We start from the raw sequence: 23,368 nt of genomic DNA on the forward strand, positions 1-23,368 counted from the left end.
GTGACGCTCCGCGTCACATTGTGACATCAGGACGCGGAGCGTCCGGGGCGGCGTTCCCACGCAGAGCGTGGGAACGATCAATCGACGGGTGTCAGCGGCTGGCTTTTTTCTTCGGCACAATCTTGCGCAACATCTGCCGCGCCTTGCCGGTCAGGCGCTTGAGTTTCGACTCTTTCTCCGGTTCGGCCAGCCCTTGCTGCCGCAGCCAATCCTTCCAGCGAATCCGCTCATCGCGCACCAGCCAGCCTTCCTGCTGGGCAAAACTCTCGGCCAGGTATAAGCCGCGGGTGCTGGCCGGATACAGCTGGTCTTTTTTCACCGTGTACAGCTCGGCCAACGGTTGCCCGTCTTTGAGCGGCATCAAGTACAGGTCGGGCCGCTGGCGGTCCAGGCGCGCCACTAACTGGTCTCCTTCAAGCCGCTCATCCACATGAAACAGGCTCAGGGACTTGGCTTCCTTCGGCACTTCCAAACGCAAGTCATAAATCAATTGCAGCGACGCGGTCGGCAGGTGCACGTAAGCCCGTGGGCGTTCGATCAGTTGCGTGGTCGCGCAACGTACCGGGCGTGCGGCGCCCGACAGCGGGCTCAAGCGAAACGGCAGGGCTTCGCGGTAATGCAGGGCGGCGGAGTAGGGCGCCGGCAGCCAGGTGTCATTGAAGCGCCCGCCCAGCCAGCCTTCGGGCGTTTCCAGCAGGCACTCTTCGGCTATTTCCTGGATGGCGGTGTGCAGCGGCAGGTTCAGTTCGTGAGCCGGCACGTAGCCGGAGATGAGCTTGAGCACCACGTCGCCACGGTCCTGGCGACGCTGGCGCACCAGCACCCAATAATCCTTGTTTTGCCAATGCAGTGTCAGGCGCACCGACACGCCGAGGTTTGCCAGTTCCAGGGCAAAACGCTCGGGGTCTGCCACTTCCACCGGCTTGCGCCGCTGCAGGGTTTGGGCAAAGTTGAGCGGCATGCCCACGCTTTGGTAGCTCAGGCCTTCGGGTGTGGCTTCGACGTGCAGCGGCAGTGTTTTAAAGTTGCTGGGGTTTTTTCTAATAAGCGTTCGCGGCATGTCGGCTCCTTCTTGCGACGGGGTCGGCCGCGTGGGCGGCATCAGAGTTGACGAATGACCTTGGCAGCGGTCGCCACGTTATGGGCCAGGTGCAGCGGATTAATGGTCCCGACAATAGCACTGGCGACGCCCGTTTGCGCAAACAACAACATGAAACTGGCGTGAATTGGATCCATTCCTGGCTCCAGGCACACGTGGCCGCTGGCCAGGGCTTTTTTCACCAGGATGCCTTTGCCGTGAGCCGCTGCGTAGTCAATGACGGCTTTTTCCGCTTGTTCGTTCAAATTGTAGGTGACCATGGCGCAATCGCCTTGTTCCAGAGCCTTCACGCCGCCTTCGACGGTTTTGCCGGAGAAGCCGTAGCCGCGAATCTTGCCCTCTTTTTTCAGCTCGGCCAGGGTCTGGTACACCTCGCAATCATTGAGGATATGCAGGTCATTGCCGTCGGAATGCACCAGCACCAGATCGATAAAATCCGTTTCAAGTCGTTTCAAGCTGCGCTCGATCGACATCCGCGTATGGGCGGCGCTGAAGTCGTGTCGGGACACGCCATCGGCAAACTCTTCACCGACCTTGCTGACGATCACCCAATCCTTGCGCTGATCGCGCAGCAGCGGCCCCAGGCGTTCTTCGCTGCGGCCATAGGCCGGGGCAGTGTCGATCAGGTTGATGCCCAACTGGCGGGCCTGGCGCAGCAACATCCGTGCTTCGTCGTCGCCGGGAATCTGGAAACCGCTGGGGTATTTCACGCCTTGGTCGCGACCGAGCTTGACGGTGCCCAGGCCCAGCGGCGAGACCATCAGGCCGGTGCTGCCCAGCGGGCGATGCAGGTCATGCAGAGTGGGCAGGCTCATGGCAACAGTTGCTCCCAGGCAGGTTGGCCAATGGCCGGTTTTGGCAGGTCGGGCAGGGCTTCGCCGTTGGCGCTCGGGTGGATGCCGTCGCGTTCCAGCGCGCTGAGCACGCGGTCGGCGAAGTCCGGCGCCAGGGCCAGTTTGGTCGGCCAGCCGACTAACAGGCGGCCCTGTTCGGCGAGGAAAGCGTTGTCGGGGCGGCTCAGGCCCGATTGCAGCGGCTCGGCACGGTCGACGCGCAGGGTGGCCCACTGGGTCTGGCTCATGTCGATCCACGGCAGTAATTGCGCCAGCTCTTTTTGCGCGGTGGCGATCTGTTCTTCAGGCGTGCGCGCCACGCCGTCCGCCTCGGCAATGTCGCCGCCCATGTACCACACCCAATTGCCATCGGCGGCCGGGTGCGTGGTGATGGTGAGGCGCGGCTTGGTGCCGCCGCCCAGGCAGTGGGCGTACAACGGCTTCAGGCCCGGGCCTTTGGCGATGATCATGTGCAGCGGGCGCTTTTGCATGGCCGGCTGGCTCAGGCCCAGGGCGCTGAGCAGGTCAGCTGTGCCGCCACCGGCACTCAATACGATGCGCTGGGCGCGGATCTCGCGGCCATCCACCTTCAAGCCCACCAGCGTGTCGCCTTCCAGCAGCGGTTCGATGTGTTGCCCGGCGAGCAAGCCGTCACCGGCCAGTTGCGCCAGGCGTTCGATCAGGCTGGGCACATCGATGACCAGCTCTGCCAGGCGATAGACCTTGCCCTTGAAGCGACGGTCTTGCAGGGCGGGCGGCAATTCATCGCCCTTGACCTGATCGACACGGCCGCGCACGGCCTTGCTGGCGAAAAAACTGGTGAGGTTGCCGGCGATGGTGCCGGGCGACCACAGGTAATGGGCTTCAGACAGCAAGCGCACACCGGACAGGTCCAGCTCGCCGTTACCGGCCAGGGCTTCGCGCCAGCGGCGCGGCATATCGGCAATCGCTTCGGAGGCGCCGGTGAGGGCGCCGTGCAGGGCGTATTTCGCGCCGCCGTGAATAATCCCCTGGGACTTCACACTTTGCCCGCCACCCAAGGTGGCGCTTTCCACCACCACCGTGGAAAACCCCTGGCTGCGCAGGCGCGCATTGAGCCAGAGGCCGGCAACCCCGGCGCCGACAATCAGAACGTCGGTGGAAATAACGGATGGCATGGGCGACCTCAGTGTTCAAGACAAGAGGCGCAGTATACAGGCTGTTGAGCGCTGATCAGTGCCCGGCGGTTTTCGAGAACAGCTGAATCACCACCACGCCCAGCACAATCAGGCCCATGCCCAGCATCGCCGGAACATCCAGCTTCTGACCGTAGATAAACAGCGCGGCGACGCTGACCATCACAATCCCAAGCCCCGCCCAGGCCGCATAGGCCACGCCCACCGGCACGGTGCGCACCACCAGCGTGAGCATCCAGAACGCGACGCCATAACCCACAATCATCAGCAGCAGCGGGATCGGCGTGCTCAAGCCCTTGACCGCTTTCATGGACACGGTCGCGATCACTTCCGAGCAAATGGCAATGGCCAGGTAAACATAGGCGATATTCATGGGGTAATCCTCGGTGTAGGCGTGCTTGATAAGGTCGGCATTCTAACGCCTGGAAAGATGGGGTAAAGTCATTACCTATCCGATTTAAAGATGGGTTGAGCCATGAGCGTGCAGTGGAACCTGGAACAGATGCGCCTGTTTGTGAGTGTCGCCGAGCAGCGTTCGTTTTCGGCGGTGGCGCGCGACCAGCGCAAGGCGCAATCGGCGGTGAGCAATGGCATTGCGTTGCTTGAGGCTGACCTTGGGCTGAGCCTGTTTGACCGTAGCAGTGGCCGCCAGCCGCGCCTGACGGAAGCCGGCAGCGTGCTGCTGGAAGAGGCGCGTGAGGTGCTGCGCCAGTGTGAGCGGCTCAATGGCCGCGCGCTGTCACTGACGCGCGGCGAAGAAGCCTGCCTGCGCCTGGCCCAGGACGAAGCCATGCTGTTCCAACCAGTGCTCGACAGCCTCGAAGCGCTGGCCGGGCAATACCCGCTGCTGGAGGTGCAGTTGTCCAGTGCCGCCCAGGGCGATGTGGCGCGCAAGTTGGTCGAGCGCAAAGCCGACCTGGGCCTGTTGTTCTATCACGACCAAATCCCCGAAGCCCTTGAGCGGCGCGTGGTCGGCAGTGTGGAAATGGTCACGGTGTGCGGTGTGAACCATCCGCTGGCCAAGGAAAAGTACGTGACTTGCCAGCACCTCGCGCAGTTTCGCCAGCTGTTGATGTCGACCCAGACCAGCGTCTACCCCGGCAGCGAAGCCGCAAGCCCGCTGGTGTGGCGTGCCGACAGTTTCTACGTGTTGGCCGAATGGCTGATGAGCGGCCTGGGCTGGGCCTGGCTGCCGCGGCACATCGTGCAGTACCCGACCTATCAACAACAAATGGTGGAACTGGACAGCGAATGGACGCCGCCCGCGTTGGTGGTGGAGCTGGTCTGGCGTCGCGACGAACACCTCGGCCCTGCCGCGCGCTTCCTGGCCGAGCGATTTGCCGAGTGCTTGCAGGCGATCGACTGAAAAAGCCGATAAACTCCGCCGCCATGAATAGAACTCTCTACAGCTGTCTGTTTTACCTGGCGCTGCCGTTGGTGGCTTTACGTCTGTGGCTGCGTGCGCGCAAGGCGCCGGCGTACGCCAAGCGCATTGGCGAACGTTTTTCCTACGGTCTGCCGGTGATGCAACCGGGTGGGATCTGGGTGCACGCCGTGTCGGTGGGCGAAAGCATCGCCGCCGCGCCAATGATTCGCGGGCTGCTGGCGCGGCATCCGACGTTGCCGATCACCGTCACCTGCATGACGCCGACCGGCTCCGAACGCATCCAGGCACTGTTCGCCAATGAGCCGCGCATTCAGCATTGCTACCTGCCCTACGACTTGCCGTGCGCGGCCAGGCGTTTTCTTGATCGCGTACAGCCCAGGCTGGCGGTGATCATGGAAACCGAACTGTGGCCCAACCACATTCACGCCTGCGCTCAGCGCGGTATTCCGGTGGCGCTGGCCAATGCGCGGCTGTCGGCGCGTTCGGCCAAAGGTTACGCACGCTTTGCCAAGCTGACGGCGCCGATGCTGGCGCAAATGAGCCTGTTCGCGGTGCAGACGCATACCGAAGCCCAGCGTTTCCTCAGCCTGGGCGCGCGTGCGGAAACCGTTGAAGTCACCGGCTCGATCAAGTTCGACCTGACCATCGACCCAGAGCTTCCCGTGCGGGCAGCGGCCTTGCGTGAGCAATGGGGCGCCAGCGAGCGCCCGGTGTGGATCGCGGCCAGCACCCATGAAGGCGAAGACGACGTGGTACTGGCTGCGCATCGCCAACTGCTCGAAAGCTATCCCAATGCATTGTTGATTCTGGTGCCGCGTCATCAGGAGCGCTTCGGCCCGATGTTTGAGTTATGCGAGCAACAAGGATTCACCACGGTGCGTCGCTCCAATGGCGAGCCCGTGACGGCGCAAACCTCGGTGTTGCTCGGCGACACCATGGGCGAGCTGCTGTTTCTCTATGCCTTGGCCGACAGCGCGTTTGTCGGCGGCAGCCTGGTGCCGACTGGCGGGCATAACCCACTGGAGCCGGCAGCGCTGGCTAAGCCGGTGATCATGGGGCCGCACCTGTTCAACTTCCTCGAAATCAGCGCGATGATGCGCGACGCCGGGGCGCTGCGTGAGGTGGATGACGCCGAGGGATTGGCCGAAGCCGTGCGGCAACTGTTCGAGCTGCCGCAGGATGCGCGCAAGATGGCGCAGGCGGGGCTAGCGGTGATGCAGGCCAACCAGGGCGCGCTGAAGCGTTTGCTGGATGGCTTGGACAGGCTGATTCCTTCCTGAATCAACACGGACAAAAATGTGGGAGCAGGCTTGCTCGCGAATACGGAGTGTCAGTCGCCAGATAGGTTGACTGACCCACCGCATTCGCGAGCAAGCCCGCTCCCACATTGGTTTTGTGGTGTGTTCAGTATCCCGGGCGAGCTTTAAGCTGCTCGGCCGCAGCTTTGGCCAAATCCGGCGGCAGGAAGTCCTTGTCCGGGTTGTAGTCAGCCTTGAGGTAACGCGACAAGTCCTGCAAATCCCCTGGGTTCAGCGTGCCCGCCGCCTGTTTCAAGCGCAGGTTGTCGAGGATGTAGTCGTAGCGGCTGTTGTTGTAGTTGCGCACCGACGAGTAAAGCTGGCGCTGTGCATCGAGCACGTCGACGATGTTGCGCGTGCCCACCTGATAACCGATTTCCGTGGCTTCCACCGCGCTCTGGTTCGAGATGATCGACTGGCGGCGTGCCTGTACCTGCTCCACATCGGTGTTGACCGCGCGGTGCAGGTTGCGGGTGTTTTCCACCACCTGGCGGCGCAGGCCTTCGCGTTGCTGCTCGCTCTGGTCCAGGCGCGAATAGGATTCGCGCACTTGCGAGCTGGTGAGGCCGCCGCTGTAGATCGGGATGTTCAGGCGCAGGCCGATGGTGCGTTGCGACACATCACCGCCGTAAGGAATCGGCAGTTGGTTCGGGTTGCTGAAGCCCAGCGCGTCGTTGTCACCTTTTTCGTATTGCGCGACAGCGTCGAGGGTCGGCAAGTGGCCGGCCTTGCGCTGGCGCAGGGTTTCTTCGGCGGCGGTGACGGCGTAGTTGCTGGCCAGCAGGTTGAGGTTCTGGCGGCCGGCGGTTTCGACCCAGGCCTTGGCGTCATTCGGCGCCGGCGGCAGCACCGGCAGGGTGTGCACGATGCCCTGGATCGCGTTGTAGTCGCGGTTGGTCAGCGTGATCAGCGCTTCAAAGGCGTCGTCGACCTGGCGCTGGGCGACGATGCGGTTGGCGCGGGCGGTGTCGTAGCTGGCCTGGGATTGCAGCACATCGGTCTTGTCCGACAGGCCTACATCAAAGCGTTCGTTGGACTGGTCGAGCTGGCGTTTGAAGGCATTTTCTTCGGCCTTGGTCGAGGCCAGGTTGTCCTGGGCGCGCAGCACGGCGAAGTAGTTTTCGGCGCTTTGCAGGATCAGGTTCTGCTCGGTGGCCGACAGTTGCAGCGAGGCCTGCTCGTTGACGGCTTCGGCGGCTTGCAGCTGGAACCAGCGATCGGCGCGGAACAGCGGCTGGCTCAGGGTCGCACGCCAGGAGTGGGCGTCACGGTTGACGGTGGCCGCCGGTTGGTCGATCTGGGTACGCACGTTATTGCTGTCGGCACCGGCCGACAGGTTCGGCAGCAAGCCGGCACGCGCCTGGGGCACCACTTCTTTTTGCGCGCCGTATTGGGCGCGGGCGGCGGCCAGGTCGGCGTTGTTGTTCACCGCTTCCTGGTAGACGCTGACCAAATCGGTTTTGGCGGACAAGGGCGCTTCAGCTGCCCAGACCATTCCATTGGTCGCACAAGACACGGCAAGAGCCAGTGAGAGTTTGCGCAGCATGAGGCGATCCCTAGTGTGAATATTACGGCGATAATTTAGCGCCCAAGGCTAAGGCGGGCCATTTCTGGCGTCAAGCCATTGTGGCGGCAACCGAGTGTAGTGTTGCTGACCCGGCGCAACAATCCCGCAATCACGCCATTCATCACGCTGAATGCACCGCTATTGGCAATTTGCCCACGCCATGGTCTAGACTGGCCGCGTTCTTGTCGGGGTGCCTTGTTGGAAGGCTGAGATCGGTAAATACCGGATCCCGTTGAACCTGATCAGGTTAGCGCCTGCGTAGGGAACAAGATTTCTCGTCACCCGGCGAGTCCTCTTGTGCTTCGTCCGGGATGTTGTTCGACAATCGAACAGCCCTCGTGCGTCAGCACAGCACTGGTTTCAGTGCGTCCATCCGTCACAGGTTCGCTCCGACAAAAATCCACCGCCTGGATAGTTGGAGAGCCCGTGATGAACGCAGAAATAAAAAGTACAAAACCGAAAAACACCGTGCACCTGAGTGAATCGGCCAAGGTCGACTCCGGTTCCGTGCAGCCGTTTACCCGCTCGCAAAAAATCTACGTACCCGGCACTCGCCCGGACATTCGCGTGCCAATGCGTGAAATCAGCCTGGACGTGACCCCCACCGATTTCGGCGGTGAAATCAACGCGCCCGTGGTGGTCTACGACACCTCCGGCCCTTACACCGACCCAAACGTCATCATCGACGTGCGCAAAGGCCTGGGCGATGTGCGCTCGCCGTGGATCGAGTCGCGCGGCGACACCGAGCGCCTGTCCGGCCTGAGTTCGCACTTCGGCCAGCAGCGCCTCAGCGATTCCGAACTCACCGCGCTGCGTTTTGCCCACGTGAAGAACCCGCGCCGCGCCAAGGCTGGCGCCAACGTCACGCAGATGCACTACGCGCGCAAAGGCATCATCACCGCCGAGATGGAATACGTCGCCATCCGCGAAAACATGAAGCTCGAAGAAGCCCGCGCCAGCGGCCTGCTTGACCAGCAACACGCCGGCCACAGCTTCGGCGCCAGCGTGCCGAAAATCATCACACCGGAATTTGTGCGCGAAGAAATCGCCCGTGGCCGCGCGATCATCCCGGCCAACATCAACCACACCGAACTCGAACCGATGATCATCGGCCGTAACTTCCTGGTGAAGATCAACGGCAACATCGGCAACAGCGCCTTGGGTTCGTCCATCGAAGAAGAAGTGGCGAAACTCACCTGGGGCATTCGCTGGGGTTCGGACACGGTGATGGACTTGTCCACCGGCAAGCACATCCACGAAACCCGCGAGTGGATCATCCGCAACTCGCCGGTGCCGATTGGTACGGTGCCGATCTACCAGGCCCTGGAAAAAGTTGGCGGCGCCGCCGAAGACCTGACCTGGGAGCTGTTCCGCGACACGCTGATCGAACAGGCCGAGCAGGGCGTCGACTACTTCACCATCCACGCGGGCGTGTTGCTGCGTTATGTGCCGCTGACCGCCAAGCGCGTCACCGGCATCGTTTCCCGTGGCGGCTCGATCATGGCCAAGTGGTGCCTGGCGCACCACAAAGAGAACTTCACCTACACGCATTTTGACGAAATCTGCGAAATCATGAAGGCCTATGACGTCAGCTTCTCCCTCGGCGACGGCTTGCGCCCGGGCTCGATTGCCGACGCCAACGACGCCGCGCAATTCGGTGAGTTGGAAACCCTCGGCGAGCTGACCAAGATCGCCTGGAAGCACGACGTGCAAACCATGATCGAAGGCCCGGGCCACGTGCCGATGCAGCTGATCAAAGAGAACATGGACAAGCAACTGGAGTGCTGCGACGAGGCGCCGTTCTACACCCTCGGCCCACTGACCACCGACATTGCGCCGGGCTACGACCACATCACGTCCGGTATCGGCGCGGCGATGATCGGCTGGTTCGGTTGCGCCATGCTCTGCTACGTCACGCCCAAGGAGCATCTGGGCTTGCCGAACAAGGATGACGTGAAGACCGGGATCATCACCTACAAGATCGCCGCCCACGCAGCGGACCTGGCAAAGGGGCACCCCGGCGCGCAGATTCGCGACAACGCCTTGAGCAAGGCGCGCTTCGAGTTCCGCTGGGAAGACCAGTTCAACCTCGGCCTGGACCCGGACACTGCGCGTTCCTATCACGACGAAACCTTGCCGAAAGACTCGGCCAAGGTCGCGCATTTCTGCTCGATGTGCGGGCCGAAATTCTGCTCGATGAAAATCACCCAGGAAGTGCGTGAGTACGCCGCCAACCAGCGCATTGAAGCGGTGGATGTGGACGTGGCCAAGGGCTTGGCCGAGCAGGCGGAGCGGTTCAAGCAGGAAGGCAGCCAGCTGTACAAAAAGGTCTGACCCCGATGATCGTTCCCACGCTCTGCGTGGGAATGCATCCCGTGACGCTCTGCGTCACACAGGCGGACGCAGAGCGTCCTAAGCGGCATTCCCACGCAGAGCGTGGGAACGATCAGCCCCTCAGAGATAACACCCTTGAGCATTCAACCGAGTACCTACTCTCCTGATATAGCGGTGCCCACCGACAAACGCGTCTTCGGCGCCCGCGACCTGTTTTCCCTGTGGTTCTCCCTCGGCATCGGCCTGATGGTCCTGCAAACCGGCGCCTTGCTTGCGCCGGGCCTGGGTTTGTCCGGTTCGTTGCTGGCGATTTTCCTCGGCACTTTGGTGGGCGTGCTGCTGCTGGCCGCCGTCGGCGTGATCGGCAGCGACACCGGCCTGTCCGCCATGGCCGCGCTCAAACTCAGCCTCGGCGCCAAAGGCGCAAGCCTGCCGGCGTTGCTGAACCTGCTGCAGCTGATCGGCTGGGGCTCGTTCGAAATCATCGTGATGCGCGACGCCGCCAGCCTGCTGGGCACGCGAGCATTCAGCGAAGGCAGCTTGTTGGCCAGCCCGTTACTGTGGACAGTGTTTTTCGGTGGTTTGGCAACGTTGCTCGCCGTCAGCGGCCCGCTGACGTTCGTGCGCCAAATCCTGCGCAAGTGGGGCATCTGGCTGCTGCTCGCCGCCTGCCTGTGGCTGACCTGGAACCTGTTCGCCAAGGCTGACCTCGCCGCGCTGTGGGCCAAGTCCGGCGACGGCTCGATGCCGTTTGCGGTGGGTTTCGACATCGCCATCGCCATGCCGTTGTCGTGGCTGCCGCTGATCGCCGACTACTCGCGGTTCGGCAAGCGTGCCAAAAGCGTGTTCGGCGGCACGGCGCTGGGCTTCTTTATCGGTAATTTCTGGCTGATGAGCCTGGGCGTGGCCTACACCCTGGCGTTCGCACCAAGCGGTGAAGTGAATGCGCTGTTGCTGGCGCTGGCCGGTGCCGGCCTGGGCATTCCGCTACTGCTGATCCTGCTGGACGAGTCGGAAAACGCCTTTGCCGATATTCACTCGGCGGCGGTGTCCAGTGGGATCTTGCTGCGCTTGAAAGTCGAGCACCTGGCCTTGGCCATTGGTGTGATCTGCACCTTGATCGCCTGCTTTGCACCGCTGGCGCAGTACCAGAACTTCCTGTTGCTGATTGGCTCGGTGTTTGCGCCATTGTTTGGCGTGGTGCTGGTGGATCATTTCATCCTGCGCCGGCGTGGCCAGGGCGCGGTTGCCACTTTGCATTGGCCGGCGCTGGTGGCCTGGCTGGGTGGCATCGCCACGTATCACCTGCTCGCCAACCTGTATCCGGATGTCGGCGCAACCCTGCCGGCATTGCTGCTGGCAGGGCTGTTGCAGTTGATCCTGGGGCGGGCCGTCAGTGGCGCGCGGGCATCAGCTCAGGCTTGAGCACGCCGGTGAGGCGCGCATAGGGGATGGTCATTTCGATCAGCCCCAATGCGTACGGGCCGATGGTGGCCACGTTGTACTTGAGCACCACGCCGGCGCTTGTCAGGGCCACGTTCGGGGTTTTCTGGAACGGCCAGTTCTTCACGAACTCGGGGTCACGGTCCATTTGCGAGTTGATCAGCCAGCTGTTGTGGGCGACTTTCGCGGTGTTCCAGAACGCTTGTTCCTGGCCCGGCAGCAACATGTCGGTCAGGCTCAGCTCTTTGTGCAGCAAGCGTGAATAGTTGATGAAACCACGGCCGGGCTCGCCGTGGGCGGCACCGGTGTCCAGGTAGCTGGACACTTCAATGATCACCAGTCCGTCATGCTGATCACGTACCTTGGCCTGCAAGTACATGCTGTTGCGGTCTGGCGACTCGCGCAGGAACTTGTCCCGGTAGGCATTCAGCGTCGGCGGCACGCTGGCGCCGGGCGTGGTGCGGGTCATTTGCAGCAGGCGTTGTTCCACAATCGTGTCGAGTTGCGGCTCGCTGGGGAAATGCACGGTGTCGATGTTCACCAGCGGGCAATCCGGGCTGTCACAGCCGGGCTTTATCTGTTCCGAGGCGTCCGGTTTGGCGTCCAGCGGCTTCAGGTAGCTGGGCTGGAACAGGCTTTGGCAGGCACCCAGGGTCAAGGCGATACAGGCCACGGAGGCGATTTTTAAAAGCGACATGTGTGTCCTTCGGAAATCGATGGAAAGCGAAAAGAGTGGAGCTTCGACTACCGACAAGGCAGTCAGTTCGCCACTAAGCTTATTAGAGTGAGTTTGACGCCCGCCGTCTATCCCGGCAACTGCAAAGGGGCTGCACCAACCGGCATGGGCGCGTTAGGATGGCGCGAATCGCACGGCCTTAACGAGGGAAAATATGACGGACATTGCCAAATCGACGCCGAACAAAATCGAAATTGTTCAGCGCGACAATGCCTACAAGGGCTTCTACAAGCTCGATCGCGTGCAACTGCGCCACGAAAAATTCGATGGTGGCATGAGCCGGGTGATCAACCGTGAAGTCTTCGTGCGTCATGACGCCGTGTGCGTGCTGCCTTACGACCCGCAGCGCGATGAAGTGGTGCTGATCGAGCAGTTTCGTGTCGGCGCCATGGGCCGCACCGATAACCCGTGGCTGGTGGAAATGGTCGCCGGCCTGATCGACAAGGATGAAGAACCGGAGGAGGTTGCACACCGCGAAGCCGAGGAGGAAGCTGGGCTGACGTTCTCTGCGCTGTGGCCGATCACCAAATATTTTCCATCGCCCGGTGGCAGTACTGAATTCGTGCACTTGTACCTTGGCCGTTGCGACAGCTCGGGGGCCGGTGGCGTCCATGGACTGGAAGAAGAGGCAGAAGATATCCGCGTCACCACCTGGGCGTTCGAAGATGCCCTGCAAGCGGTGCGTGACGGCAAAATTTCCAACGCAGCCAGCATCATCGCCCTGCAATGGCTTGCGCTTAATCGCGCGGAAGTGAGGGGGTTATGGCAGTAAAGGCACGGGAACGTTATCGAGTCGACCTGATCGGGCTGCAAGCCGCCTGCGAGGCCAACTATGCGCGGCTGATGCGCTTGCTTCCCGACATGCGCCACGCGCCCGAGGCACGGCGCATTGCCGTGACCCACGGCGACCAGATGCTCGGCGTGCTGACCCTTGAGGTCATCGTCAACTGCCCGTACACCACCACCTTGCGTGTGCGCCAGGAACACAGCCTGCCATGGCTGCCGGTGCCGCAGCTGGAAGTGCAGGTGTATCACGATGCGCGCATGGCCGAAGTGATCAGCGCCGAACATGCGCGACGCTTTCGCAGCATCTATCCTTACCCGAATGTGTTCATGCACCAGCCCGATGAGAAAGCACAGCTCAATGTGTTCCTCGGTGAATGGTTGAGCCACTGCCTGGCCCTGGGCCATGAGTTTGAAGTCGTGCGGTAGATGTGAACTGCGTCTTTCCTCTTTGTGTCCTGCCCTAGCATAATCACGCCACACATCCATTCCTGTGATTGCCTTGGGAGAGCGCCTTGCCGAGCGTATCCACTGTGAACCCTGACGCGTCGGCGCTGCTGGTGCAGCTGTCCGACAGCCACCTGTTTGCCGAGGCCGACGGCGCGCTGCTGGGCATGAACACCCGCGAGAGCCTGCAGCGGGTGATCGCGTTGGTGCGCGAGCAGCAGCCGCAGATCGATTTGGTGCTGGCCACGGGGGATTTGTCCCAGGACGGCACGCTTGAGTCCTATCAACAGTTTCGCGAGCTGACCCGGCAGATCGACGCCCCGGCGCGCTGGATCCCCGGCAATCACGACGAGCCGCAGATCATGGCCCACGCCGCCGAGCACAGTGATTTGCTTGAGTCGGTGGTCGACATCGGCAATTGGCGCGTGACCCTGCTCGACTCTGCCGTGCCCGGTTCGGTGCCGGGTTACTTGCAAGACCAGCAGCTGCAATTGCTCGCTCAAGCCTTGAGCGAAGCGCCGAGCCGCCACCATCTGGTGTGCTTTCACCACCATCCGGTGCCTATCGGCTGTGCGTGGATGGAGCCCATCGGCCTGCGCAACCCCGACGCCTTGTTTGCCGTGCTCGACCGCTTTCCGCAGGTCAAGGCGGTGCTTTGGGGCCATGTGCACCAGGAAATCGACCGCGAGCGCAATGGCGTACGCCTGCTGGCGTCGCCGTCGACGTGCATCCAGTTCGCGCCGGGCAGTGAAGATTTCAAGGTCAGCGAACAAGCGCCGGGTTACCGCTGGCTGCGCCTGCATGCCGACGGACGGTTGGAGACCGGGGTAGAGCGGGTCGAAGGTTTCGCGTTTACCGTCGATTACGGCAGTAACGGCTACTAAACCCTGCAAACACTGATCAAAAAATGTGGGACATGGGTTCTGCTCTGACTGGACGATAGGGGCCTCACACACCACTCCGATCCCTGTAAACTGCGCCTCTTTGGCTGAAGCACGGAGAGCCCGGCATGTCTGCTTCGATCTTGTATATCCACGGCTTCAACAGCGCGCCAGCCTCCAACAAGGCCAGCCAGTTGATCACCGTGATGGACAGCCTCGGCCTGGCCGACCAATTGCGCGTGCCGGCCCTGCATCATCATCCCCGTCAGGCGATTCCTCAATTGGAGGAGGCCATTGAGCAACTGGGGCGGCCGCTGCTGGTCGGAAGCTCACTCGGCGGCTACTATGCAACCCATCTTGCCGAACGCCATGGCCTCAAGGCGCTGTTGGTCAACCCGGCGGTCAGCCCTCATCGGATGTTTGACGGTTACCTGGGCACCCAGAAGAACCTCTACACCGATGAAACCTGGGAATTGACCCACGACCACGTCACGGCCCTGGCCGAACTGGAAGTGCCGGCCCCGCAGGACGCCGGGCGTTACCAGGTGTGGTTGCAGACCGGCGATGAAACCCTGGACTATCGCCTCGCCCAGCAGTATTACCGGGCTTGTGCCTTGCGCATCCAGGCGGGTGGCGACCACGGTTACCAAGGTTTCGCCCAGCAATTGCCGGCCATGTTGAGCTTTGCCGGCATTGGCGCAGATCAGTATCAATCCTTCGATTTTTCTTCACTGTAAGAATCGCAGGTCACTTTTTAATCGAACGACTCACGACGAGACCCCATGGCCACTCCCAGCGCTAGCTCTTATAACGCCGACGCCATCGAAGTCCTCTCGGGCCTCGACCCGGTGCGCAAACGCCCCGGCATGTACACCGACACCAGCCGGCCGAACCACCTTGCCCAGGAAGTTATCGACAACAGCGTCGACGAAGCCTTGGCCGGGCACGCCAAGTCGGTGCAGGTCATCCTGCACGCCGACCATTCCCTGGAAGTGTCCGACGATGGTCGCGGCATGCCGGTGGACATCCACCCGGAAGAGGGTGTGTCGGGCGTCGAGCTGATCCTCACCAAGCTGCACGCCGGGGGCAAGTTCTCCAACAAGAACTACCAGTTCTCCGGTGGCTTGCACGGTGTGGGCATTTCCGTGGTCAACGCCCTGTCGACCCTGGTGCGGGTCAAGGTCAAGCGCGACGGCAACGAGTACCAGATGACTTTCGCCGATGGCTACAAGGCCACCGACCTGGAAGTGGTCGGCACCGTTGGCAAGCGCAACACCGGCACCAGCGTGTATTTCGCGCCGGACCCGAAATACTTCGATTCCCCCAAATTCTCCATCAGCCGCCTCAAGCATGTACTTAAGGCCAAGGCCGTGTTGTGCCCGGGCTTGCTCGTCAGCTTTGAAGACAAAGGCACCGGCGAAAAGGTCGAGTGGCATTACGAAGACGGCCTGCGCTCCTACCTGGAAGATTCCGTCAGCGATTTCGAACGCCTGCCCAACGAGCCGTTCTGCGGCAGCCTGGCCGGTAATAAAGAAGCCGTCGACTGGGCGCTGCTGTGGTTGCCGGAAGGTGGCGACAGCGTGCAGGAAAGCTACGTCAACCTGATCCCCACGGCCCAGGGCGGCACCCACGTCAACGGTTTGCGCCAGGGTTTGCTGGATGCCATGCGCGAATTCTGCGAATACCGCAGCCTGTTGCCGCGCGGCGTGAAGCTGGCGCCGGAAGACGTGTGGGAGCGCATCGCGTTCGTGCTGTCGATGAAGATGCAGGAACCGCAATTCTCCGGCCAGACCAAAGAACGCCTCTCGTCCCGTGAGGCGGCGGCGTTTGTTTCCGGTGTGGTCAAGGACGCGTTCAGCCTGTGGCTCAACGAACATCCGGAACTGGGCCTGGCCCTGGCGGAACTGGCGATCAACAACGCCGGCCGTCGTTTGAAAGCCAGCAAGAAGGTCGAGCGCAAGCGCATCACCCAAGGCCCGGCATTGCCAGGCAAGCTGGCCGATTGCGCCGGGCAAGACCCAATGCGTTCCGAGCTGTTCCTGGTGGAAGGTGACTCCGCCGGTGGTTCCGCCAAGCAAGCGCGGGACAAGGAGTTCCAGGCGATCCTGCCGTTGCGCGGCAAGATCCTCAATACCTGGGAAGTCGATGGCAGCGAAGTCCTCGCCAGCCAAGAGGTGCACAACATCGCCGTGGCCATCGGCGTTGACCCTGGCGCGGCGGACATGAGCCAGCTGCGCTACGGCAAAATCTGCATCCTCGCCGACGCCGACTCCGACGGTTTGCACATCGCTACCTTGCTGTGCGCGCTGTTCGTCCAGCACTTCCGCCCGTTGGTGGATGCCGGCCACGTCTACGTCGCCATGCCGCCGCTGTACCGTATCGACCTGGGCAAAGAGATTTTCTACGCCCTGGACGAAGCCGAGCGCGATGGCATCCTCGACCGCCTGGTCGCCGAGAAAAAACGCGGTAAGCCACAGGTCACGCGATTCAAAGGCCTGGGTGAAATGAACCCGCCGCAGCTGCGCGAAACCACCATGGACCCGAACACGCGGCGCCTGGTGCAACTGACCCTGGAAGACTTCGCCGGCACTTCGGAAATGATGGACATGCTGCTGGCTAAGAAGCGTGCACCGGACCGTAAAGCCTGGCTGGAATCCAAAGGCAACCTGGCCGAGGTTCTGGGCTGATGCGCACAGGCTTCGCCCTGGCGATCCTGATGTTAAGCGGGTTGGCGGCGACCTCAGTGGCTGCCGCGCCCGTGGCTGAACTCAAGCTGGTTTCCGAACACCCAGTGGACGGCATGCGCGGCGGCAACCTCTCGGGCCTGGCGCTGTGTGGCAAGGACTTGTGGACGGTTTCAGACCGCGATGACGATCAAATCTATCGCCTGGATATCAGTGCGCCGACCTGGCAAGCCGAAACGGTAAAGATCGACGTGCCACCGGTGCCCGAGTCCGGTTTGCCCTGGGGTTTGCGCTCACGCACCAAGGCCGCGTCGTTCATTCGTGGTGGCGACCTGGATTTTGAAGGCATCACCTGTGACGCAGCCGGTAACCGTTACATTGTCAGCGAGGCCCACGCGGCCGTGCTGCAAGTACCGGTGGAGGGCGCGGTGCAGTGGTTGAAGATCGCCCCGAGCATGGTGCGTGAAGCCCGGGCCAGCGGCATGTTGCTGCATTTCAACGCGTTGTTTGAAGGCCTGGCGATTAACCCGCAAGGCAATCAGATTTGGCTGGCGGCCGAGCGTGAGCGGCGTGGCCTGATCTCGATCAAGCGTGGGCAAAGCGTCTGGGATTGCGACGGCCCTTGCGTGTTGTTGAGCGAAGCCGGCCAGGAAGTGCAGCCGGCGCAGTTCACCAATGCCAAGGCGGTGTCCAAGGACTTCGCCGACCTGGTGCTGTTCAACGGCAAGCTGTTTACCCTGGAACGCAATGCGTTCCAGATTTGCCGGCGCGATGCGGCCACGGCCAAAGTCGAGCTGTGCTGGTCGTTTGCCGATGAAACCCTGGCGCCAAACCGGCGTTATGCTCAGCCGTATGGCCTGGCCGAAGCCCTGGTGGTGGATGCCGACGGTGCCTGGTTGGGTATCGACAACAATTTCGGCCCGCGCGCCGATGGTGAAAAACGCCCTGTGGTCTATCGTTTCGCCGCCCCTGCAGGTGGTTGGAGCGCCCAGCCATGAGCGGGCAACCGCCTGGCAAGCGCGCCGGACGTGTATTGATGTTTGTGGCGTGGGGCGCCGGGCTGTTTTTGGCTACGCGGTTTTTTGGGCAGTGGGAGGCGCGTCAGGAAAATCCCAATGCCGTGGTGACCTCGGAGCAACATGAGGGTTACATCGAAGTGAAATTACTGGGCAATGGCCAGGGGCATTTTGTTGCCAGCGGCCAGATTAACGCTCAGCCGGTGGTGTTTATGCTCGATACCGGGGCGACCGATGTGGCGGTGCCGGCCGAATTGGCCGACCACCTCGGGCTTAAACGTGGCCTGCCGGTGACCTTGAGCACCGCCAACGGCCGTGTTCAGGGCTATCGCACCCACCTCGACCGCCTGAAACTGGGCGATATCGTCCTGCAGGACGTGCGCGCGATAGTCGCGCCGGGCTTGGACGGGGAACAGGTGCTGCTGGGCATGAGTGCATTGAAACAACTTGAATTTACCCAGCGCAGCGGCACATTGCTGCTGCGCCAGACCAAACAATGATGAGGCCCGCATGAGTGACATCCTCGCAGACAGCTTAGATGGCGTAGAACGCCGGTCGCTGGCTGACTTCACCGAAAATGCCTACCTCAACTACTCCATGTACGTGATCATGGACCGTGCCTTGCCGCATATCGGCGACGGCCTGAAGCCTGTACAGCGGCGCATTATCTACGCCATGAGTGAGTTGGGCCTGGACGCAGATTCCAAGCACAAGAAGTCGGCGCGTACCGTCGGTGACGTGCTCGGCAAGTTCCACCCGCACGGCGACTCGGCGTGCTACGAAGCCATGGTGCTGATGGCCCAGCCGTTCAGCTACCGCTACACGCTGGTAGACGGCCAGGGTAACTGGGGTGCACCGGATGATCCCAAGTCCTTCGCCGCAATGCGCTACACCGAAGCGCGCCTGTCGCGCTACTCGGAAGTGCTGCTCAGCGAGTTGGGCCAGGGCACCGCGAACTGGGGCCCTAACTTCGACGGCACGCTGGACGAGCCGCTGGTGTTGCCGGCACGTTTGCCGAATATCCTGCTCAATGGCACCACTGGCATCGCGGTCGGCATGGCCACTGACGTGCCGCCGCATAACCTGCGCGAAGTCGCCGCTGCCTGCGTGCGCTTGCTGGATGAGCCAAAGGCCACGGTCGAACAGCTCTGCGAGCATATTCAGGGGCCGGATTACCCGACCGAAGCGGAAATCATCACGCCGCGCGCCGACCTGCTGAAGATGTACGAAACCGGCAAAGGCTCGGTGCGCATGCGCGCCGTGTACCACATCGAAGACGGCGACATTATTGTCACCGCGCTGCCGCACCAGGTGTCCGGCGCCAAGGTGCTCGAGCAGATCGCCGCACTGATGCAGGCCAAACCGTCGAAACTGCCGCAAGTTGCCGACCTGCGTGACGAGTCCGACCACGAAAACCCGTGCCGCATCGTGATCATCCCGACCAACAGCCGGGTCGACCACGAAGTGCTGATGCAGCACCTGTTTGCCAGCACCGACTTGGAGTCGAGCTACCGGGTCAACATCAACATCATCGGCCTGGACGGCAAGCCGCAGCTGAAAAACCTGCGCAACTTGCTGGTGGAGTGGCTGGAGTTCCGCGTACAGACCGTGCGCCGCCGCCTGCAATTCCGCCTCGACAAGGTTGAGCGCCGCCTGCACCTGTTGGACGGCTTGCTGATTGCCTACCTCAACCTGGACGAAGTGATCCACATCATTCGTACCGCCGAGCACCCGAAAGCCGAGCTGATCGCGCGTTTCGAGCTGAGCGAGATCCAGGCCGACTACATCCTCGACACCCGTTTGCGTCAGTTGGCGCGACTGGAAGAGATGAAGTTGCGTGATGAGCAGGACGCACTGCTTAAGGAGCAAGCCAAGCTGCAAGCCCTGCTGGGCAGCGAAGCCAAGCTGAAGAAGCTGGTGCGCACTGAGTTGATCAAAGACGCCGAAACCTATGGTGATGACCGTCGGTCGCCAATCGTCGAGCGTGCTGAAGCGAAAGCGCTGACAGAAACCGAGCTGTTGCCTAACGAGAAAATTACCGTCGTTCTGTCGGAAAAGGGTTGGGTTCGTTCCGCCAAGGGGCATGATATTGACGCCACCGGCCTGTCGTACAAGGCCGGTGATGGCTTCAAGACCGCTGCTGCCGGGCGTTCCAACCAGTTTGCGGTGTTTATCGATTCCACCGGGCGCAGTTACTCGGTGCCGGCGCATACCTTGCCTTCAGCACGTGGCCAGGGCGAACCGCTGACCGGTCGACTCACACCGCCGCCGGGGGCGAATTTCGAATGTGTGCTGCTGCCGGACGATGATTCGCTGTATGTGATCGCTTCTGACGCGGGCTACGGCTTCGTGGTCAAGGGTGAAGACCTGCAGGCCAAGAACAAGGCGGGCAAGGCATTGTTGAGTTTGCCGAACAACGCCAAGGTGATCCTGCCGCGTACGGTGGAAGACCGCGAGAGCAACTGGCTGGCGTCGGTGACCACCGAAGGGCGTTTGCTGGTGTTCAAGATCAGTGACTTGCCGCAGCTGGGTAAGGGCAAGGGCAACAAAATTATTGGGATTCCCGGGGAGCGAGTGGCCAGTCGCGAAGAGTACGTGACCGACATCGCGGTGATCCCGGAAGGCTCTACCTTGGTACTCCAGGCCGGCAAACGCACGCTGTCGTTGCGCCCCGACGACCTGGAACACTACAAGGGTGAGCGTGGCCGACGCGGTAACAAACTGCCGCGCGGCTTCCAGCGAGTGGACGCTTTGTTGGTTGAAACGCCGGTTTAAGGCGTATTAGAGCTCTCGATCTACGATTTAACCCGTAGATCGATGCTTTCGCGCTGGAGTCATGGCGCATATTCACGGATGATATGGCCTTTCCAGCGCCGGCGTGGCCGAGCGTGTTTAGGTTATTTTTAGTATTACATTGTGGTTCGCCTTGTGGCAGCCACCTGGATGGGATGATGACTGCTCCACGCCTTCCTCTATTTTTGATGCTCGCTGGCCTTTTGGGGCTGGCGGGTTGCAGCACACACCAGCCGGTGTCGCTGTACCAGCTGGACAGCGGAAGTCCGGCTCAGCCAGCCCAAACCGCTGGCATGGCTGTGTTGTTGGGCCCGGTAGTGGTTGCTGACTACCTGCAACGCGAAACCCTGCTGCAACGTCAGAACGACGGCAGCTTGCAAGGTTCCACCGATGGCCGTTGGGCGGGCAGTTTGTCGTCCGATATCAACCAACTGATGTTGCGTCAGGTGGCGGGTCATTTGGACAGCCAGCGCGTGGTGCTGGCGCCAGCGCCAGCCGGGTTCACGCCGGATGTGCAGGTGTTGCTGACCATTACCCGACTCGACTCGGGTGCTTCGCAGCCGGCGATCCTGGATGCGCAGTGGCGCTTGATCGACCGCCGTGGCCAGGTGCGCGATAACCGCATCGTGCACCTGCAGGAAGAACACACCGGCACTACCGCGTCCCAGGTCCAGGCCCAAGGCGTGTTGTTGCAGCATCTGGCGCAGCAGTTATCGGTGGCGCTCAAGCCATTGGCTAACCAGCCGTCGGTTGCCGAAGCACCGCGTAAGCAGGCGCCGGCGCAGGCCAAGCCGGCAGCCCCGGAAAAGCCGAAGATGCCGATGGCTACGCCGATTCGTACGGATATGGAAGTGTTCAGGTTCTGATCTGAATAGCGCACAAACAAAAGGCCCGCTTACTCAGCGGGCCTTTTTGTTGATCGTTCCCACGCTCTGCGTGGGAATGCAGCCTGTGACGCTCTGCGTCACCCCTTGCACATGGCTCGGGCCTGGCCGGACGCGGAGCGTCCCAAGAGGCATTCCCACGCAGAGCGTGGGAACGATCAATGGATGGTCTTAGAGCTTTGTCCGGCTCCATCAACCGCCCGCTTGCTCATTGATCGTTCCCGCGCTCTGCGTGGGAATGCAGCCAGTGACGCTCTGCGTCACCCCTTGCACATGGCTTGGGCCTCCGGACGCGGAGCGTCCCAAGAGGCATTCCCACGCAGAGCGTGGGAACGATCAGCGGGTGGTCTTTAGAGTTTTGTACGGGTCTCATGCATCCGCGCCAACTGGCGTTCCAGCATCGACGGATACGGCTCCATCAACCGCTCCACACAGCTCGCGCCTTCAGGGCTGGCAATCGGGCGGATACGCGCGCGTTGGCGGATCAAGGTGTCTTCACTGATCTTGCGCTCCACCAGCAACAGGTTGCGGCTGTGTTGCGACAAGGCCAGCGCATCCTGGGCGATCTCGGTCAGCAGCAGGTCAATCTGGCTCATGCCAAACAGATCATCGCCCACGGTCAGACCAAGCTGCAGCTGCAAGGTGATGCCACTGTCGGCCACTTCGATCTGCAGGGCATGGCCCAGGGCGCGCAACAACTCGCCGCAGCAGATCGCGTTGGTCAGGTAGTCTTCACCGCTGTCTTCGCTGTGGAACAACATCAGCGTGCTGCCATCGTTCAGGGTGTGCAGCTCGCTCTGATACAGCGAAGCAGCCTGGTCCAGGCAGTCACGGTAGCGTTCCAGCAGTTCGGTCAAGCGCGCACGCGGCAGGCGGCGCAATTGGTCCTGGGCACCCAGTTGCACGGCCAATACGGCGCTGTGCTGAGGTTCGGTGTTCTTCACCGGTGCAGGTTTTGGCGCAACGGCCGGGGCGGCAGCCGAGGTGTCGCGCAAGTCGGAGAACGGATCTTCATCATCCAGTTCATCTTCCTCGGCCTTGATGACCTGGCGCGTTGCAGGCTTGAGGCCCGCCACCGGCGCGCTTTCGTCAAAGCCCGGGTCACGCAAGTCGCGCACTTCAAACTCGGGTTCGTCTGCGTCGTAGTCGGTGTCGTCGTACTCAGGCTCGGGTTCAACCTCGGGCACTACCGGTTCCGGGGCGAAACTGGCGTGGAGTTGGCGGGCGAGGTCGCCGATCTCATCCTGGCGGTCAGTGGCCGGGGTGTGCTCGTCGATATCGCGCAGCCAGATGCGCAGTTGCATCAACGGCGTGGAGATATGCCGACCCAGGCGCAAACTCAGGGCCAGGGCCAAGGCCAGCAGGATCGCGCTGAGGATGCCCATGCTCTGCAAGCTGATGGTCATCGGCTGCTGGAATTGCTGCATGTCGAGGCTGATGCGCAGTTGGCCGGCCTTCACATCCTGAAACGTGATGTTGCTCTGGTACAGGCCTTCGGCCTCACCCAACAGGCCGTTTTTCGGGCGCTGCCCGGCTTCGGCCATGATCCGGTTGTCCACGCTATAGATAGCGGCGTGAGCCACCAGCGGGTTCTTGGTCAGGTTATTGAGCAGCACGTTGAGGCTGAGGATGTCGTTGGACACCAGCAGCTCAGTCGCCGAGGTAGCGGTCTGAGTGGTCAAGCTCTCGCCCAGGGCGTCGGCTTGCTCGTGCATGGCCTGCTTGAACTGCAAACCCATCACACAGGCGTAGATCACCAAGGCCAGAGCGACCAGGATCACGTTATGGCTGGCGATGCGTAATGCGATCGGTACACGGCGGTGGCGCAGTGCCCGGAAGATCAGCAGGAAGAAGTTATCGGTTTTTACTGGCGTAGGCCGGTTCACTTGAGCTCGGCTCTTTAGTCCGTGAAGTTGACGCGCAGTATAGCGACAGGCCTGGGACCGGCAAAGCGCTGGCTGTGCCCGATGGTCACTGAAAGTGGGTAGAATGCGGTTTTTTTCCAGCC

At 61.8% G+C, this 23,368-nt stretch carries 20 protein-coding genes and 1 riboswitch; of the genes, 13 read left to right on the forward strand and 7 right to left on the reverse strand.

Annotated features, from left to right (window positions below; all coding sequences use genetic code 11):
- Positions 1-91: 91 nt before the first annotated feature.
- The 4 genes from HX783_RS14795 to HX783_RS14810 are packed head-to-tail and all read right to left on the reverse strand — an operon-like array spanning position 92 to position 3,480.
- The gene (locus tag HX783_RS14795; RefSeq protein WP_159953852.1) at positions 92-1,060 is read right to left on the reverse strand and encodes a metal ABC transporter ATPase; all 969 of its coding nucleotides are present in this window, start codon (positions 1,058-1,060) and stop codon (positions 92-94) included.
- A 41-nt stretch (positions 1,061-1,101) separates the two neighbouring features.
- The gene (locus HX783_RS14800; RefSeq protein WP_177017349.1) at positions 1,102-1,914 is read right to left on the reverse strand and encodes an aldo/keto reductase; all 813 of its coding nucleotides are present in this window, start codon (positions 1,912-1,914) and stop codon (positions 1,102-1,104) included.
- A complete protein-coding gene (locus HX783_RS14805) occupies positions 1,911-3,089 on the reverse strand; it encodes an FAD-binding oxidoreductase (protein WP_177017350.1) in 1,179 nt (392 codons plus the stop codon). The genes HX783_RS14800 and HX783_RS14805 overlap by 4 nt, the downstream gene beginning before the upstream one ends.
- Before the next feature lie 55 nt (positions 3,090-3,144).
- Positions 3,145-3,480 carry a multidrug efflux SMR transporter gene (locus HX783_RS14810; protein ID WP_177017351.1) on the reverse strand — a complete coding sequence of 112 codons (336 nt, stop codon included), beginning with the start codon at positions 3,478-3,480 and terminating at the stop codon, positions 3,145-3,147.
- A 102-nt stretch (positions 3,481-3,582) separates the two neighbouring features.
- Here HX783_RS14810 and HX783_RS14815 point away from each other — a divergent pair, with 102 nt between their 5' ends.
- Complete coding sequence (locus HX783_RS14815) at positions 3,583-4,473, forward strand: LysR family transcriptional regulator (protein ID WP_159953855.1); 891 nt, start codon at positions 3,583-3,585, stop codon at positions 4,471-4,473.
- A 23-nt stretch (positions 4,474-4,496) separates the two neighbouring features.
- Positions 4,497-5,774: a lipid IV(A) 3-deoxy-D-manno-octulosonic acid transferase gene (gene waaA / locus HX783_RS14820; RefSeq protein WP_177017352.1), complete on the forward strand. Its 1,278-nt coding sequence runs from the start codon at positions 4,497-4,499 to the stop codon at positions 5,772-5,774.
- A 124-nt stretch (positions 5,775-5,898) separates the two neighbouring features.
- On the opposite strand, the gene HX783_RS14825 is transcribed toward waaA, so the two are convergent.
- Positions 5,899-7,338, reverse strand: a complete 1,440-nt coding sequence (locus HX783_RS14825) for a TolC family outer membrane protein (protein WP_177017353.1) — start codon at positions 7,336-7,338, stop codon at positions 5,899-5,901.
- Positions 7,339-7,535: 197 nt separating this feature from the next.
- A riboswitch (TPP riboswitch) is annotated at positions 7,536-7,641 on the forward strand.
- A 147-nt stretch (positions 7,642-7,788) separates the two neighbouring features.
- Between HX783_RS14825 and thiC the strand changes: the two genes are divergently transcribed.
- Complete coding sequence (gene thiC, locus HX783_RS14830; RefSeq protein WP_256347169.1) at positions 7,789-9,693, forward strand: phosphomethylpyrimidine synthase ThiC; 1,905 nt, start codon at positions 7,789-7,791, stop codon at positions 9,691-9,693.
- Between the two features lie 135 nt (positions 9,694-9,828).
- Complete coding sequence (gene cytX, locus HX783_RS14835) at positions 9,829-11,118, forward strand: putative hydroxymethylpyrimidine transporter CytX (RefSeq protein ID WP_177017354.1); 1,290 nt, start codon at positions 9,829-9,831, stop codon at positions 11,116-11,118.
- Here cytX and HX783_RS14840 read toward each other — a convergent pair.
- On the reverse strand, positions 11,087-11,833 hold the full coding sequence (locus tag HX783_RS14840) for an RsiV family protein (RefSeq protein WP_159953860.1): 747 nt from the start codon (positions 11,831-11,833) through the stop codon (positions 11,087-11,089). The two genes, cytX and HX783_RS14840, sit on opposite strands and share 32 nt — an antisense overlap.
- A gap of 193 nt (positions 11,834-12,026) precedes the next feature.
- Here HX783_RS14840 and HX783_RS14845 point away from each other — a divergent pair, with 193 nt between their 5' ends.
- The 9 genes from HX783_RS14845 to HX783_RS14885 all read left to right on the forward strand — a co-directional run bounded on the left by HX783_RS14845 (position 12,027) and on the right by HX783_RS14885 (position 21,342).
- Entirely contained in the window at positions 12,027-12,644 is a 618-nt protein-coding gene (locus HX783_RS14845) for an NUDIX domain-containing protein (protein ID WP_159953861.1), read from the forward strand.
- A complete protein-coding gene (locus HX783_RS14850) occupies positions 12,635-13,084 on the forward strand; it encodes a DUF1249 domain-containing protein (protein ID WP_017138485.1) in 450 nt (149 codons plus the stop codon). Before HX783_RS14845 ends, HX783_RS14850 begins: the two co-directional genes overlap by 10 nt.
- A gap of 86 nt (positions 13,085-13,170) precedes the next feature.
- Positions 13,171-13,986 carry a 3',5'-cyclic-AMP phosphodiesterase gene (cpdA, locus tag HX783_RS14855; RefSeq protein WP_177017355.1) on the forward strand — a complete coding sequence of 272 codons (816 nt, stop codon included), beginning with the start codon at positions 13,171-13,173 and terminating at the stop codon, positions 13,984-13,986.
- Between the two features lie 125 nt (positions 13,987-14,111).
- The gene (locus HX783_RS14860; protein ID WP_159953863.1) at positions 14,112-14,720 is read left to right on the forward strand and encodes a YqiA/YcfP family alpha/beta fold hydrolase; all 609 of its coding nucleotides are present in this window, start codon (positions 14,112-14,114) and stop codon (positions 14,718-14,720) included.
- A 45-nt stretch (positions 14,721-14,765) separates the two neighbouring features.
- Positions 14,766-16,670 (forward strand): DNA topoisomerase IV subunit B, encoded by a 1,905-nt coding sequence (gene parE / locus HX783_RS14865; RefSeq protein WP_099548087.1) that lies wholly within the window; start codon positions 14,766-14,768, stop codon positions 16,668-16,670.
- Positions 16,670-17,665, forward strand: coding sequence for an esterase-like activity of phytase family protein (locus HX783_RS14870; protein WP_177017356.1), 996 nt, complete (start codon positions 16,670-16,672; stop codon positions 17,663-17,665). The genes parE and HX783_RS14870 overlap by 1 nt, the downstream gene beginning before the upstream one ends.
- Complete coding sequence (locus HX783_RS14875) at positions 17,662-18,183, forward strand: TIGR02281 family clan AA aspartic protease (protein ID WP_177017357.1); 522 nt, start codon at positions 17,662-17,664, stop codon at positions 18,181-18,183. The genes HX783_RS14870 and HX783_RS14875 overlap by 4 nt, the downstream gene beginning before the upstream one ends.
- Before the next feature lie 10 nt (positions 18,184-18,193).
- Entirely contained in the window at positions 18,194-20,458 is a 2,265-nt protein-coding gene (gene parC / locus HX783_RS14880) for a DNA topoisomerase IV subunit A (RefSeq protein ID WP_177017358.1), read from the forward strand.
- Positions 20,459-20,634: 176 nt separating this feature from the next.
- Positions 20,635-21,342 (forward strand): membrane integrity-associated transporter subunit PqiC, encoded by a 708-nt coding sequence (locus tag HX783_RS14885; RefSeq protein ID WP_174245585.1) that lies wholly within the window; start codon positions 20,635-20,637, stop codon positions 21,340-21,342.
- A gap of 368 nt (positions 21,343-21,710) precedes the next feature.
- Here the strand turns inward: HX783_RS14885 and HX783_RS14890 are convergent, their stop codons facing one another.
- Complete coding sequence (locus tag HX783_RS14890; protein WP_177017359.1) at positions 21,711-23,246, reverse strand: AhpA/YtjB family protein; 1,536 nt, start codon at positions 23,244-23,246, stop codon at positions 21,711-21,713.
- Between the last annotated feature and the right edge of the window lie 122 nt (positions 23,247-23,368).

This window comes from Pseudomonas sp. D2002 (genome assembly GCF_013385735.1).
In the GTDB taxonomy this organism is placed as follows: Bacteria; Pseudomonadota; Gammaproteobacteria; order Pseudomonadales; family Pseudomonadaceae; genus Aquipseudomonas.